This is a genomic window from Sphingomonas rubra (assembly GCF_900115745.1).
Taxonomy (GTDB): Bacteria; Pseudomonadota; Alphaproteobacteria; order Sphingomonadales; family Sphingomonadaceae; genus Sphingomonas; species Sphingomonas rubra.
Genome location: NZ_FOXP01000007.1, coordinates 132,447 through 146,326, shown reverse-complemented (window position 1 = coordinate 146,326; position 13,880 = coordinate 132,447). Strand labels below are relative to the sequence as shown.

Here is a 13,880-nt window from a genome sequence, read left to right as displayed (position 1 = left end):
GCCGCATAGTGACCTGACGGTGCCCGGTCAAGCAACGGACCGGCGAGTTCGGGCGTTTCGCCCACGCAACGTTTGATTCGAGGTCCGTTCCATGTCGATCCGCACGCCCGCCGCTCTGTTCCTCGCCGGCCTATCGCTGGCGGCCTGCGCCACCGGCGGCGGCCTGCCGCCCGCGCAGGTCCTGCGCTATCATCTGGGCGAGCCGATCGATCGCGGCACCATACGGGTCGAGCCGCTGACCGCGCCGGGCGTGCCCGCTTCCATCGAGTACAAGACCTACGCCGCCGCCGTTGAATCGGAGCTGCTGCGCAACGGCTACGCGCTGGCGCCCGCCGGCACGCAGCCGCAGTTGATCGCTACCGTCTCCTTTACCCGCCAGGGCCGTCTCGCACCGCCGCGTCGTTCGCCGGTGTCGATCGGCATCGGCGGCGGCGGCTTCTCGGGCGGCGGCTACCGCGGCGGAGGTGGCGTGGGCCTGGGCGGGGGCGTCGGCTTCCCGATCGGCGGCGGCGGCGCGCGCGAGATCGTCGAGACCGAGTTGGCGGTGACGATCAAGCGCCGCGTCGACCAGAGCCCGGTCTGGGAAGGACGCGTCCACGGCTATTCCGACCCGCGCCGCGCCGATCCGCAGGCGGGGGATCAGGCGACACGCCTCGCAGGCGCACTGTTCGCCGGCTTCCCCGGCGAGTCCGGCCGGACCATAGAGGTGAAATGAGCAACCCCATCATCAACGCCGCCTTCGACGGCGGCAACATCCGCGTGGTCGCGATCGACGGCGACCGGATCAACCTGGAAATCGTCCGCGACCGCGACTCCGATTTCTTTCAATGGTTCTACTTCCGGGTCGCGGAGGCGGATGGGCGCGCCCTCACCTTCAGGATCGTCAACGCCGGGCTATCCGCCTACCCGTTCGGCTGGCCCGGCTACCGCGTGCGCGCCTCCACCGACCGGCAGGCCTGGCGGATGGCCGACACGCGCTACGCCGACGGCGTGCTCGAATGGACGTGGACCGCGGACGGCCCCCTCGTCTGGTTCGCCTATTTCGCGCCCTATACGAGCGAGATGCACGACGCACTGGTCGCCCGCGCCGCGGCGCTGCCCGGTTTCGCGCATCGCGAACTGGGCCAGAGCCTGGACGGCCGCGCGATCGACTATTTTCGGGTCGGCGCCGGCACCAAGCAGGTCTGGCTCTACGCCCGCCAGCATCCGGGAGAATCGATGTGTGAATGGTGGATGGAGGGCGCGATCGAGCATCTCGCCGACGGGAGCGCGCCTGGCATCGCCGCGCTGCTCGCCAAGGCGACAGTCCACCTCGTCCCCAACATGAACCCCGACGGCACGGCGCGCGGGCACCTGCGCACCAACGCCGCAGGAGTCAATCTTAACCGCGAGTGGCACGCCCCTTCGCCGGAGCGGAGCCCGGAAGTGCTGTGCGTACTGGCCGAGATGGACCGCACCGGAGTCGACGTCGCCATCGACGTCCACGGCGACGAGGCGATCCCCGCCAACTTCCTCGCCGGCTACGAGGGTATTCCTTCCTGGACCGACGATCACGGCGCCAGGTTCACGGAGTATGGCCGCCGCCTCGCCGCGCACACCCCCGATTTCCAGACGGAGAAGGGGTACCAGAAGGCGGCACCCGGCACCGCCAACCTGGCGATGTCGACCAACCAGCTGGCCGAGCGGTTCGGCGCGGTATCGATGACGCTGGAGATGCCGTTCAAGGATCATGATCCCAACCCCGATCCGGAATTCGGCTGGAGTCCCGAACGCTCGAAGCGGCTCGCCCACGCGATGCTGGAGACGCTCGCGGACATGATCGACGAGCTGTAGCCGGCGGAATGGTCGACATCCGGCAGGACGATCCGCGCAGCCCCCATGTCGCCGCGTTGCTCGCCGCCCATCTGGCGGAACAGCGCGGCGCGGTGCCCGAAGGGTTCTCCTTCGCGCTGGGTGCCGATGCCTTGGCCGCGGCGGACGTGACCTTCTTCACCGCCTGGATCGATGGCACGCTCGCCGGCTTCGGCGCGCTGCGCCAACTCGACGCCAGGCATGGCGAGGTCAAATCGATGCGCTCCGCAATGCCGGGTCACGGCATCGGCGCGGCCCTACTCGGCCGGATCGTCGCGGAGGCGCGCGCTCGCGGCTACGACCGGCTCAGCCTGGAGACGGGCGTGACCGCTAGCTACCGCCCGGCGGTGGCGCTGTACGAGCGAGCGGGCTTCGTGGACGCGGAGCCTTTCGCCGACTACGAGGCGAGCCCGCACAACCGCTTCATGACGCTGGCCCTGTAAAAGGAACCTCAATGCCGCAGCTCGTCCTCATCCGCCACGGCCAGTCTGCGTGGAATCTGGAGAATCGATTCACCGGCTGGTGGGACGTCGACGTGACCGAGCAGGGCGCCGCCGAGGCGCGCGCCGCGGGCGAGCTGATGGCGGCCAAGGGCCTCGACTTCGATCTCACCTTCACCTCGCTCCAGCTGCGCGCGATCAAGACGCTCAACCTGGCGCTGGAAGCGATGGGTCGGCTGTGGCTGCCGACGGAGAAGGACTGGCGCCTGAACGAGCGGCATTATGGCGGGCTGACCGGGCTCAACAAGGCGGAGACGGTGGCCGAGCACGGCGAGGATCAGGTGAAGATCTGGCGCCGCAGCTTCGACGTGCCGCCGCCCGCCGCGGCCGATGGTGGCGCCTTCGACCTCACGAACGACCGCCGCTACGCCGGGATCGCCATTCCCAAGGCGGAGAGCCTGAAGGACACGATCGAGCGCGTGCTCCCCTATTGGAACGGTCGCATCGCGCCGGCGCTGAAATCGGGCAACCGGGTGCTGATCTCCGCCCATGGCAACAGCTTGCGCGCGCTGGTCAAGCACCTGTCGAACATTCCGGACGACGAGATCACCGGTCTGGAGATTCCGACCGGCCAGCCGATCGTCTACGAGCTCGACGACGACCTCACCGCGCTCGACCGCTATTATCTGTCGGAGCGCTGAGAACTCAGCCGATCCATCGCCAGATGCCGGCGGGCCATCCGGCGAGCGGCAGGTGCGCCCAGGTGGCGACCAGCCACACGACCAGCCCGCCGCCGATCGCATGCGCGCCGAGCCCGCTGGCCCGCGCGTGGCGGCGGAGGATGGCGGCGAACGGCCAGTAGCTCGTCCTAGCCTCCCAGGCGGGCCAGCCGCGCGGGTCGAGCGCCGCCTTTTTGCGATCCTGCATCGCCGCGCCGACCAGCGCCAGGAAAGCGATCCCGACCGCGACGACGATGTTCGCCGCGACGGGATAGACGATGACGTGCGCGACGCCCCAGATCGCAAAGGACCACATCATCGGGTGACGGGTGATCGCGAACACGCCGCGCGCCTCGGCCGGCGGGGTGGTGGTGCCGGTCGGGTTTGGCAGCGCGGGATTGCCGACCAGCGACCCCATCAGCAACACCGACGCGGCGAGCATCAGCGCGGTGGCGACCGCCCACAGCCCGTCGCCGACCGGCCACCACGGCGCGCTCGCCGGCGCCGCGCGATAGGCCAGCACCAGCCAGCCGAGCGTCACCGCCGCGACCAGCGAGTAGAGCAGCAGAAATCCCCACTCGCCGAGCGCCGCGACCAGCGGCCGCCGCAGCGGATGCGAGAGCAGGAAATGCGTCCCCACGAACGCCGCCGCCGCCGCGATCACGCCTGCCGCTCCGTCCATCGAGCTTCTCCCCCTACGATGTCGTGCCCCAAGCCGACGCAACCCGGTTCAGTGCACCAACGTGACGTACGCCTGTCCGGCGGCGCCGTCCAATCGCGGGACGAGCAGGCCGGCGCCGAGCCTGCCCCGTTGCCCTGCCCCGCGCGCGCGGCTAACCGGTGGCCATGACGCTGGTCGGCATCATCATGGGCTCGACGTCCGATTGGGAAACGATGCGCCACGCCGCCGAGACGCTGAGTGCGCTCGGCGTGGCGCACGAAACGCGGGTGGTGTCGGCGCACCGCACGCCGCAGCGGCTGTACGATTACGCCGCCACCGCCGCGGAACGCGGCCTGAAGGTTGTGATCGCCGGCGCGGGCGGGGCGGCGCACCTGCCTGGCATGGTCGCGGCGATGACGCACCTGCCGGTGCTCGGCGTACCGGTCGAGTCCAAGGCGCTATCGGGCATGGATAGCCTGTTGTCGATCGTGCAGATGCCGGGCGGCATCCCCGTCGGCACGCTGGCGATCGGTCGTGCCGGCGCGATCAATGCCGGGCTGCTCGCCGCCGCGATCCTGGCGACCGGCGACGAGGCGTTGTCGGCGCGCCTGCGGACATGGCGTGCGGCGCAGACCGAGGCGGTCGCGGACGCGCCGAACTGATGCTGCCGCCCGGATCGACGATCGGCATCCTCGGTGGTGGCCAGCTCGGCCGGATGCTCGCGGTCGCCGCCGCGCAGCTCGGCTACCGCACCCACGTGCTCGCCCCCGATCGGGAGAGCGTCGCCGCGCAGACCGCGACCAGCCTGACGCGCGCCGATTACCACAACCGCATCGTGCTGGGCGATTTCGCCGCCGCCTGCGACGTCGTCACCTACGAGTTCGAGAACGTCGCCGTCGGACCGGTCGAATGGCTGGCCGAGCGGGTGCCCGTCCACCCCCACCCCCGCGCACTGGCGGTGGCGCAGGACCGGGTGGCGGAGAAACGCTTCGTCGAAGGGGTCGGCGGCCGTCCCGCACGCTGGGCGCCGGTTGCCGACCGCGACGATCTCGCCGCCGCGCTGGAGACGGTGCGCTGCCCGGCCATCCTGAAGACCGCGCGCTTCGGCTACGACGGCAAGGGCCAGATGCGGCTGTCCTCCCTCGCCGACGCAGACGCCGCCTGGGCGGCGATCGGTGGGCCCGCGGTGCTGGAGGCGTTCGTGTCCTTCACCCATGAATTCTCCATCCTGATCGCGCGCGGGCAGGACGGCGCCACCGTCCGCTACGACGCGCCCCACAACGTCCACCGCGACGCGATCCTGCGCACCTCCACCCTCCCCGCGCCCGCCGAGGTGGAGGCGCAGGCCGAGGAGGCGACCGCGCTCGCCTGTCGCATCGCGGCCGAGCTCGACTATGTCGGCGTGCTCGCCTGCGAGTTCTTCGTCGGCGCCGACGGACCGGTGTTCAACGAGATGGCGCCGCGCGTCCATAATTCCGGTCACTGGACGATCGAGGGCGCCGAGTGCTCGCAGTTCGAGAACCACGTGCGCGCGATCTGCGGCCTGCCGCTCGGTGCGACCGCGCGAACGGGGGACCGGGTCGAGATGGAGAATCTGATCGGCGACGATCCCTGGAGTGCCGCACTCGCCGATACGCACGCGCACCTACACCTCTACGGCAAGCACAGCGCGCGGCCTGGGCGCAAGATGGGCCACGTCACGCGCGTCCGGCGTTAGCGCCAATTTCAGCCCGAGCGGCCTCCGTTCGTCCTGAGCGAAGTCGAAGGACAGGCCGAGGACGGTCCGGTTGCGGCAGTGCTTCGACTTCGCTCAGCAAAAACGGTTGGGGATTGCCTGCCTACCCTCAGCCCGGCACCAGTTCCATCAGATCCAGCGTCGACTCGTAGGCGGGATAGGGGAAGGCGATCCGCCAGCGCCGCTCGCCGATCCGCTCCACCCAGCCCGCAACGTCGCGTTGCGGATCGCGGCGATAGCGGATCGCGCCGCGCTCGTCGCCCAGCGACAGGGTGCCGAGAAACACCGCCCGCGCGTCGGTGTCGGGATAGATCTTGCCCACCTGCCGCTGCGACCCATCGACCTTGGCGAAGCCCGGCACCGCCCCCGGACCGACCATACAGCGGAACCAGGGATAGGCGCCGTAGCCGAGGCCGCCGGCGGCCTTGCGCCCCAGCTTGACGGTACGGCAACGATAGCGGCCGGGGGGGAGTACCGGCTCCTCCAGCGCGCGGTCGGGATCGAACAGCACGGGATCGGCGGCGATTGCGCCGCCGTCCTGCCCCCTTACCTGCGCCAGCGCCTCCATCCAGGCGGATCGCCAGCCGCGCAGACGGGCACGGTCGGCAGGGCTGGCGACGCGACGCCACTCGCTGGGCCCAGGCGGCCGATCGGGCCCGGCCGACGAGCCGGGCATAGAGGCCGCGAGCAGCAGCGCAACGACCGCCGGCGCGGTCACGCCGCCGTCCACCCGCCGTCCATCGACCAGTTTGCGCCCGTCACCTGCGCCGCCTCGTCCCGGCACAGGAACAGCGCGGCGGCGGCGACCTGCTCGGGCGTAACGAACTGCTTGGTCGGCTGCGCGGCGAGCAGCACGTCGTTCATCACCTGCTCGCGCGTCAGCCCGCGCGCGCGCATCGTGTCCGGGATCTGGTTCTCCACCAGCGGCGTCCAGACATAACCGGGCGACAGGCAGTTGGCGGTGACGCCGGTGCGCGCCAGTTCCAGCGCCACCGTCTTGGTCAGCCCGACCACGCCGTGCTTGGCGGCGACGTAGGCGGCCTTGTTGGGGCTCGCGACCAGCGAGTGGGCCGACGCGGTGGCGATCAGCCGGCCCCAGCCCTTTGCCACCATGTGCGGGATCGCCGCCTGGGTCAGGTGGAACACCGCCGACAGGTTGATCGCGATCACCGCGTCCCATTTGTCGCGCGGGAACTCGGCTACGGGGGAGACGTGCTGGATGCCGGCGTTTGACACCGCGATGTCGCAGCCGCCCGTCTCCGCCACGGCGCGCTCGACCATGGCGGCGATCTCGTCCGGCCGGGTCATGTCGGCGGGGTCGTACAGCGCCGCCGCGCCGCTCGTCGCGGCCAGTTCGGCGCGGATCGCCTCGATCGCGTCCGCCTCGCCGAAGCCGTTGAGGACGACGCTCGCCCCCTCCGCGGCGAAGGCACGCGCGTAGGCCAGGCCGATGCCGGAGGTCGATCCGGTGACGATCGCGGTCTTTCCTCGCAGGAACATGGGGCCTTCTCCTTCGCCGCCGTCATGCGGGCGCGGGCGCGATGGATCAACCGCGCATCCTCATGCATTTCACCCGCGCAACGACTTGGCAGGCGGACTCTCATGCGGCTCGACGATTACGATAACGACATCGATGTCGGTGAGGCGCAGGGCGGCGGCGGGTTCGGCGGCGGTGGCGGCGGCCTCCTCTTCGGGCTGCTGCCGCTGATCGGCAGCCGCTTCGGCTGCGGCGGCATCGTCGTGGTGCTGATCGTCCTGGCGCTGTTCGGTGGCCTCGGCAATCTCGGCTCCATGTTCGGCGGCGGCAGCGCGCCGACGACGACGTCGCGCTCTGGTGGCACCAGCGTCGCCTCCGTCTGCGACGCCAGTCCGGAGCGTCGTACGACCTGTAACGCCTTCAGCTCGGCGGAGAATACGTGGGAAGCCGTGTTCGCCCGCAACGGACAGCGCTTCGCCCCGCCCGGACTGCGCTTCTACACCGACGGCGACCAGTCCGGCTGCGGTGCGGCGATGTCGGCCTCGGGCCCGTTCTACTGCCCGAGCGACAACGACATCTATCTGGACACCGCTTTCTTCAACGAGTTGGCCAACCGCTTCGGTGCGCGCGGCGACTTTGCCCAATATTACGTCGTCGCACACGAATTCGGCCATCACATCCAGTCGCTGACCGGCGCCTCCGAGCGCGTGCAGAACATCCAGCGTTCCTCGGGGCAGGCGGAGGGCAACGCAGCCTCGGTCCGGCTGGAGCTCCAGGCGGATTGCTACGCGGGTGTCTGGGCCGGGCTCAACCGTGATCGGCTCGAACCCGGCGACATCGAGGAGGGGATGACCGCCGCGGCGGCGATCGGCGACGACACGCTGACCCAGGGTCGTGCATCGCCGGAGAGCTTCACCCACGGCACCTCCGCACAGCGGCAATATTGGCTGCGCCGCGGGCTGCAGACCGCCGACCCCGCGCAGTGCGATACCTTCGCAGCGGGCGCGGTCTGAGATCGTTGCTCCGCTTGAAGTCGCCGGTTACACCCGCACCAGCATCTTGCCCGTGTTCCCGCCGCTGAACAGGCCCAGAAAGGCGTCGGGCATCGCGTCCAGCCCGTCGTGCACCGTCTCCTCGCGGCGCAGCGTGCCGGCGGCCAGCATTGCGCCCATGTCGCGGTAGAACTCCTCCGCGCGACCCATATGGTCGCTGACGATGAAGCCCTCCATCCGCACACGGTTGCCGATCAGCCGCGCGAGATATTTGAGCTGGGTCGGCTTGGCATCGTTGTACACGTCGATCATGCCGCAGATCGCGAACCGCGCACGCGGCCGGGCGTGGGCCAGCGCCGCGTCGAGATGATCGCCGCCGACATTGTCGAAATACACGTCGATCCCTTTCGGCGCCGCCTCGCCCAGCGCCTTGGCGACCGGCCCCGCCTTGTAGTCGATCACCGCGTCCGCGCCGAGCGAGCGGACCCACGCCACCTTGTCCGGCCCGCCGGCCGAGCCGATCACCGTCATCCCCTTGGCCTTGGCGACCTGCACGACGGTCGAGCCTACCGCCCCCGCCGCCGCGGACACGAACACCGTGTCGCCGGCCTTCGCCTCCGCCACTGCGAGCAGCCCGAAATAGGCGGTCATCCCCGGCATCCCGAACTGGCCCAGGAACGCCTGCGGCGGCACGTCGAGCAGCGGCAGCTTGTGGAACGCCGATGCCGGCCCAACCGCCTCGTCGCGCCAGCCGAGCATGTGCTGCACCATGTCGCCGGGCTTCAGGCCCGCATCGCGGCTTTCCACCACCTCGCCGACCGCGCCGCCCTCCATCGGCGCACCGATCTGGAACGGCGGCACGTAGCTTTTCACGTCGTTCATCCGCCCGCGCATGTACGGGTCGACCGACAGCCAGCGATTGGCGACGCGCACTTCGCCCTCGGCCAGATCGCGCACGGGCAGGTCGACGATCGCGAAGTCGGTCGACCGGGGCATGCCTTGCGGGCGGGCGGCGAGGGTCCAGGCGCGGGGCATCGATCGGTCTCCTGAGGTGATCGGTTGGACGTGCCGCGATCCACGCCCCCACGCAAACGAAAAGGGGCTCCGGGCTTGCGCCCGGAGCCCCCTCGTCCTTGCCGCTACCTACGGTTCAGTAGGTGCCGGAGAAGCTGCGGTTCAGCCCGCGGCCCTGCGCGTCGCGGCCGTCGTTGCCGCCCTGGTCGCGGTCCTTGGCGTTGTCACCGTAGCCGACCGTCGCCGACTTGCGATCCTCGTCGCGCCACGCCTGCTTGGCCTCGTCGGCCGATCGGTTCAGAGTCACCTTGTCGTCGACGGACGTGATCCAGCTCGACGGGATCGAGTGGTGCTGGCCACCCGCATCCTTGTCGTTCTTGGTCAGCAGGATGCGATCGCCCTTCACCTTGTCGACCGTACCGACGTGCTGACCGTCGGAGCCGACCACTTCCTGATGCTCGGTCACCTTGCTCAACTGGTCGCGCTGACCCTGCCGTCCCGTGCGCCAAGTCGAGAACTCGTTGTGGAAGCGCGAGCGGTTCTCCTGCCGGTACTCGTCATAGTCGCGGTCGAGCGACGCGATCTGCTCGGAACGCCAGCTATGGTAATCCTCGTCGCGGTGCCCCTGGCGACCGCGCTCGGCGCGCTCGTCGTAGCGCTGGTCCTGCTCGCGCCGACGCTCGGCCTCGTCGTCGCCGAACCAGGAACGGACCTCGTCGCCCGCGCGCTCGATAAAGCCGCGATCCTCGTACTGATAGCCCTGCGGCTGGCGTCCGTAACCGCCGCGCTGGCCCTGGCGACGGTTATCGTCGTCGGCGTGGCGGTTGCGGCCGACATCCTCGAACGGCCGACCGTCATCGGCATAGGCGCCATGATAGTCGGAGCGCTGCTGCTGACCACGGCCGTACTGGTCGCGCTGGCGATATCGGTCGTGGCCGTAGTCCTGCGCGCCGTACGCCCGGCGGCCATAGTCCTGCCGATCGCCGTACCCTTGGCGATCGCCATAGCCCTGCCGGTCGCCATAGCCGCGCCCCGCGTCCGACCGCCCGTAACCGCCGCGATCGTCCCGACCGTCGCCGTACATGCCTGCCGCCCCATATTCGCGCGCGCTGGAATATGTGTTGTCCCGGCCCGAGCCGTAATCCCGCTCGTAATCGAACTGGCCGGCGCGAGTGCCCTCGCGCGAATTGCGATCGTACACCATGGCTGTCTCCGTTTTCCTGCGGCGACCCGCCCCGTCTCGCGCGAGGCGCGGTTGCTGGCGGGAAAACGACTGTTTCGCGCGGGTGTTCCGGCCCGCCCCGCTCCGCCGGTCGCGAACACGTCGCCACTCGCCGCGGCGAAAAAGAATGCGGCGGATCGCGTACCCCTTGTTGCATCCCCGGATGCGGCCCGGTAAAGGCGGCGCACCCGGTCGCGGCCGGGTGCCCGAACGGGTGCGGGGCTGTAGCTCAGATGGGAGAGCGCTGCAATCGCACTGCAGAGGTCAGGGGTTCGATTCCCCTCAGCTCCACCACCCGCCCGTTCGACAATTTCCCAGGCAATCGAGACGTCAGTCGCCGTCAGCAGCCGCTTCGGTTATGCTGCTGAAGCCTTCTCATCGAGGGCGCGTCGGATCGACCTGGACGGAATCGACAGCACCCCGATCGCTTGGTGGCTCGGGCCAGCGTGATGGGCGGAGCGACATGACGCACCGTTATTCGCCGTGTGGGGGCACGCCGCGCGGCGTACAAGCGCGTCAGCCCTCAAGCCCGAGCCGTGTCGCCGAGCGCCGCGGCGAAGGCACGGGCACGCTCGCCCACCTCCGCCGCGGTCATGCCCGGCTTGTAGAGGGCGGAGCCGAGCCCGAAACCGGCCGCACCCGCCTCCTGCCACGGCGCCATCGTGTCGGGCGCGATGCCGCCGACGGGGAGGATGCGCGTCCCCTGCGGCAGTACCGCCCGCATCGCCTTGAGCACCGCCGGGGACGCGGCCTCGGCCGGGAAGAGCTTGAGCGCGGCGGCCCCGGCCGCCAGCGCGGCGAACGCCTCGGTCGGCGTGGCGATGCCGGGAAGGGCGACCAGCCCCGCGGCGGCGGCGGCGGCGATCACGTCGGTGTCGGCATTGGGGGCGATGATGACCGTACCGCCGGCCGCCGCGACCGCGGCGACGTCCTCGACGCGGAGTACCGTCCCTGCGCCCACCACCGCGCGCCCGGCGAGCGATCGCGCCAGGCGCTCGACGCTCTCGAGCGGTTCGGGCGAATTCATCGGCACCTCAAGGATCGTGAACCCCGCGGCGACCAGTTCCTCGCCGATCGCCTCGACCTCGTCGGGGCGAACCCCGCGCAGGATCGCGACGAGCGGGAAGTGCGCGAACGCCTCGTCGAAACGGTCCCGATGGTTCATGCGGTCTGCTCCTGGATGCGGGTGATGCCGGCGACGAACGCCGCGTGGCTGTTCGATCGCTTCTCGAACAACGTCCCCGCCTTTCCTTCCGCCGGCAATTCATAGGACAGATCTGTCATTCTCCATCGAGGCCTATCGTGACACGGTTACGGATTGTCACGGCAAATATAGTATGATCCGACGTCGCTGATGCCGGATGTATCGCGCCGCATGGTGTTCATGGCTCGGCAACGACGCCGGACCGCGCCGAGGCACGACGTTGCGCGAGGTCAGATGCACCAAAGGCTGGCGCGAACTCGCGATGGGCCGGCGGATCGCCGCCTGCCGCCGACAGGAGCTCAACTCCCCTCAGCTCCATCGCCCGTTCACGCCGGCCGCACCGATCGTCCATCCACGCGTTGTGCCATGGTATGACCGATCCGATCCCCGCCGCCACGCTGGTCCTGTTCCGCGCCGTCGCATCGGGCCCGCCCGAGCTGCTGATGGTGGAGCGGTCGCGCGCGCTGGCCTTTGCCGGCGGTGCCAGCGTGTTTCCCGGTGGCCGCGTCGATCCCGGTGACCACGCGCTCGCCGCCGACGACGAAGGCGCCGCCCGCGTCGCCGCGATCCGCGAGACGATCGAGGAGACGGGGCTCGCCGTTGGGCTCCACCCGCCCCCCGCGGCCGACACCATCGCCGCGCTGCGCGCGGGCCTTCACCGCGGCGAGGCGTTCCAGACGCTGCTCACCGCCGCGGGGCTGCGCCTCACCCCCGATCAGCTGGTGCCGTTCGCCCGCTGGCTGCCCGCGCACGCGCCGGTGCGTGTCTTCGACACGCGCTTCTATCTCGCTCGCATAGCCGATGATGCAGTCGCCACGGTCGACCAGACCGAGAATGTGCGGCTGTGCTGGACCACCGCCGCGGCAATGCTCGCCGCCGCCGACGCGGGCGCTGCGACGATCATCTACCCCACGCGTCGCAACCTGGAACGGCTCGCCCGCTTCGCGTCATTCGAGGAAGCGGTGGCGGATGCCGCCGCCCACCCGGTGCGCACGATCACGCCGGCGGTTGAGCGGCGCGGCGGGATCGACCAGCTCTGTATTCCCGACGATCTCGGCTACCCGATCACCGCCGAGCCGCTCGGTGCGGCGATGCGCGGCTGATGCGAGCGGTGCGCCGCGTCGCCGGGCTGATCGTCGGCGGCGGCATCGCGGTGGCGCTGCTGTTCCTGGCCTGGAGCAGCCTGCGGGGACGGCCCCAGGACCTACCCTGGACGCCGCTCGACCTGGCGCAGCCCGTCGGCCTGTTCACCGGCCGCAAGCTCACCGCGCTCACCGACGATTTTCCCGCCTGCCGCGCCGCGCTCGACCGCGCCGGCGTCCGCTACACCGCGCTGCCGCCGCGTGCGGGCGCTGGGGAGTGCGGCTACGCCGACGGCGTGCGCTTCACCGCCGGCGGCCCGCGCCGGATCGGCTTAGCACCCGCCGGGCTCGGCACCGCCTGCCCGGTCGCGGCCGCGCTGGCGGTATGGGAGTGGGAGGTGGTGCAGCCCGCCGCCCGCTCGATCCTCGGCAGCCCGATCGTCACGATCGATCACTTCGGCAGTTATAGCTGCCGCCGCCTCTACGGCCGCGACGCGGGCAGCTGGAGCGAGCATTCCACCGCCGACGCGATCGACATCGCCGGCTTCCGCCTCGCCGATGGCCGGCGCATCACGGTCGCGCGCGACTGGCAGGGCGACGACGACGCCGCCCGCTTTCTCCGCGCGGTACGCGACGGGGCGTGCGACCTGTTCGCGACGACGCTGTCGCCCGACTACAACGCGGCACACCGGGATCATCTCCACCTCGACCAGGCTGCGCGAGGCGGCATGGGCTGGCGCGCCTGCCGTTAGCCATGCGCGCCGCCGCCGGTCAGTTGGGCAGCGCCTGCCCGCCTTCGACCTTCTCCACCCAGTGCGGAAAGAACCCCGGCTGCCGGTTGGACCAGCCCACCGCCGTTGCCGCCACCTCGCTGATCGACTGGAGCAGCTTGCGCCGAAGCTCGGGATGGAGATGCGGCAGCGCCGCCGCGGCGCAGAAGGCGGCGGGCAGCCACGGCCGGACTTCGGCGCCGATCAGCCGCTCGTAGAGGAAGCGCACGGCCGCGAAGCTCGGCAGGCGTCACTGCCCCAGATCAAACGCGACGACGGTGATGAGCGGCGCCAGGAACGGCTCCACCGCGTCGAGCCCGCTATCGTCGGGCACCGTCTCGCTAAGCATCGGCAGGCCACCATAGAGTTTCGCCTGCGCGCGGATGCTGGCGGACTCGACCACGTCCCGCGACCAGCGCGCCACAGCGTCGTCGCGGTCGAGGCCGATATCCAGCGAGCGGCGAATGTACCGCTGAGTGGCGGCCGGGAAGCTCGCAAACTCCTTCATTTCCGCCAGCGCCATCGACCCTTGCGCCGGCTTCATCCCTGATGCCATCGACTGTCCCATCCGCTCCCACGCACCAGGGATGGTCTACGCCGCCGTGGTTAACCATAGCCTTAACGGATCGTCTGCCCGCCGCATTGCAGAGCCCGGTCCGCTACACCGTGCAAAATTGGGTGTCCGCATGGGCAATGTCGCTACGCTCGCGTAG

At 70.3% G+C, this 13,880-nt stretch carries 16 protein-coding genes, 1 tRNA gene and 1 pseudogene; 10 read left to right on the top strand and 8 right to left on the bottom strand.

Translation table 11 applies throughout. The features are described 5' to 3' along the window. Positions 1-91: 91 nt before the first annotated feature. From BM145_RS10300 to gpmA, 4 genes are read left to right on the top strand one after another with little or no spacing between them, the layout of a single operon-like run. Complete coding sequence (locus BM145_RS10300) at positions 92-715, top strand: DUF4136 domain-containing protein (RefSeq protein WP_093333557.1); 624 nt, start codon at positions 92-94, stop codon at positions 713-715. Continuing rightward, positions 712-1,833 (top strand): M14 family metallopeptidase, encoded by a 1,122-nt coding sequence (locus BM145_RS10295; RefSeq protein ID WP_093333556.1) that lies wholly within the window; start codon positions 712-714, stop codon positions 1,831-1,833. The genes BM145_RS10300 and BM145_RS10295 overlap by 4 nt, the downstream gene beginning before the upstream one ends. 8 nt (positions 1,834-1,841) lie before the next feature. Beyond that, entirely contained in the window at positions 1,842-2,294 is a 453-nt protein-coding gene (locus BM145_RS10290) for a GNAT family N-acetyltransferase (RefSeq protein ID WP_093333555.1), read from the top strand. 11 nt (positions 2,295-2,305) lie between these two features. After that, complete coding sequence (gpmA, locus tag BM145_RS10285) at positions 2,306-2,992, top strand: 2,3-diphosphoglycerate-dependent phosphoglycerate mutase (RefSeq protein WP_093333554.1); 687 nt, start codon at positions 2,306-2,308, stop codon at positions 2,990-2,992. 4 nt (positions 2,993-2,996) lie between these two features. Here the strand turns inward: gpmA and BM145_RS10280 are convergent, their stop codons facing one another. Further along, complete coding sequence (locus tag BM145_RS10280) at positions 2,997-3,692, bottom strand: NnrU family protein (RefSeq protein WP_093333553.1); 696 nt, start codon at positions 3,690-3,692, stop codon at positions 2,997-2,999. 164 nt (positions 3,693-3,856) lie between these two features. On the opposite strand from BM145_RS10280, the gene purE reads away from it, so the two are divergent. Next, positions 3,857-4,333, top strand: coding sequence for a 5-(carboxyamino)imidazole ribonucleotide mutase (purE, locus tag BM145_RS10275; protein ID WP_093333552.1), 477 nt, complete (start codon positions 3,857-3,859; stop codon positions 4,331-4,333). Next, positions 4,333-5,388: a 5-(carboxyamino)imidazole ribonucleotide synthase gene (locus BM145_RS10270; protein WP_093333644.1), complete on the top strand. Its 1,056-nt coding sequence runs from the start codon at positions 4,333-4,335 to the stop codon at positions 5,386-5,388. The genes purE and BM145_RS10270 overlap by 1 nt, the downstream gene beginning before the upstream one ends. A gap of 127 nt (positions 5,389-5,515) precedes the next feature. On the opposite strand, the gene BM145_RS10265 is transcribed toward BM145_RS10270, so the two are convergent. Continuing rightward, positions 5,516-6,124, bottom strand: coding sequence for a DUF4893 domain-containing protein (locus BM145_RS10265; RefSeq protein WP_245739247.1), 609 nt, complete (start codon positions 6,122-6,124; stop codon positions 5,516-5,518). Then, complete coding sequence (locus tag BM145_RS10260; protein WP_093333551.1) at positions 6,121-6,906, bottom strand: 3-hydroxybutyrate dehydrogenase; 786 nt, start codon at positions 6,904-6,906, stop codon at positions 6,121-6,123. The genes BM145_RS10265 and BM145_RS10260 overlap by 4 nt, the downstream gene beginning before the upstream one ends. Before the next feature lie 102 nt (positions 6,907-7,008). Between BM145_RS10260 and ypfJ the strand changes: the two genes are divergently transcribed. After that, entirely contained in the window at positions 7,009-7,896 is an 888-nt protein-coding gene (ypfJ, locus tag BM145_RS10255; protein ID WP_093333550.1) for a KPN_02809 family neutral zinc metallopeptidase, read from the top strand. Positions 7,897-7,923: 27 nt separating this feature from the next. Here ypfJ and BM145_RS10250 read toward each other — a convergent pair whose 3' ends face one another. Next, positions 7,924-8,910 (bottom strand): NADP-dependent oxidoreductase, encoded by a 987-nt coding sequence (locus BM145_RS10250; RefSeq protein WP_093333549.1) that lies wholly within the window; start codon positions 8,908-8,910, stop codon positions 7,924-7,926. Positions 8,911-9,025: 115 nt separating this feature from the next. Beyond that, entirely contained in the window at positions 9,026-10,093 is a 1,068-nt protein-coding gene (locus BM145_RS10245) for a DUF2171 domain-containing protein (RefSeq protein WP_093333548.1), read from the bottom strand. 236 nt (positions 10,094-10,329) lie between these two features. Here BM145_RS10245 and BM145_RS10240 point away from each other — a divergent pair. Continuing rightward, a tRNA-Ala gene (locus tag BM145_RS10240) sits at positions 10,330-10,405 on the top strand. Positions 10,406-10,634: 229 nt separating this feature from the next. On the opposite strand, the gene BM145_RS10235 is transcribed toward BM145_RS10240, so the two are convergent. Together BM145_RS10235 and BM145_RS16530 are read right to left on the bottom strand one after the other, a co-directional pair. Beyond that, positions 10,635-11,276 carry a 2-dehydro-3-deoxy-6-phosphogalactonate aldolase gene (locus tag BM145_RS10235; RefSeq protein ID WP_093333547.1) on the bottom strand — a complete coding sequence of 214 codons (642 nt, stop codon included), beginning with the start codon at positions 11,274-11,276 and terminating at the stop codon, positions 10,635-10,637. Beyond that, complete coding sequence (locus BM145_RS16530; RefSeq protein WP_281244359.1) at positions 11,273-11,395, bottom strand: hypothetical protein; 123 nt, start codon at positions 11,393-11,395, stop codon at positions 11,273-11,275. Before BM145_RS16530 ends, BM145_RS10235 begins: the two co-directional genes overlap by 4 nt. 291 nt (positions 11,396-11,686) lie before the next feature. Here BM145_RS16530 and BM145_RS10230 point away from each other — a divergent pair, with 291 nt between their 5' ends. Then, the gene (locus BM145_RS10230) at positions 11,687-12,418 is read left to right on the top strand and encodes an NUDIX domain-containing protein (RefSeq protein WP_093333546.1); all 732 of its coding nucleotides are present in this window, start codon (positions 11,687-11,689) and stop codon (positions 12,416-12,418) included. After that, positions 12,418-13,149, top strand: coding sequence for an extensin-like domain-containing protein (locus tag BM145_RS10225; protein ID WP_093333545.1), 732 nt, complete (start codon positions 12,418-12,420; stop codon positions 13,147-13,149). Before BM145_RS10230 ends, BM145_RS10225 begins: the two co-directional genes overlap by 1 nt. Before the next feature lie 19 nt (positions 13,150-13,168). Here BM145_RS10225 and BM145_RS10220 read toward each other — a convergent pair. Beyond that, positions 13,169-13,723: pseudogene (locus tag BM145_RS10220) on the bottom strand (hypothetical protein). Positions 13,724-13,880: the final 157 nt, after the last annotated feature.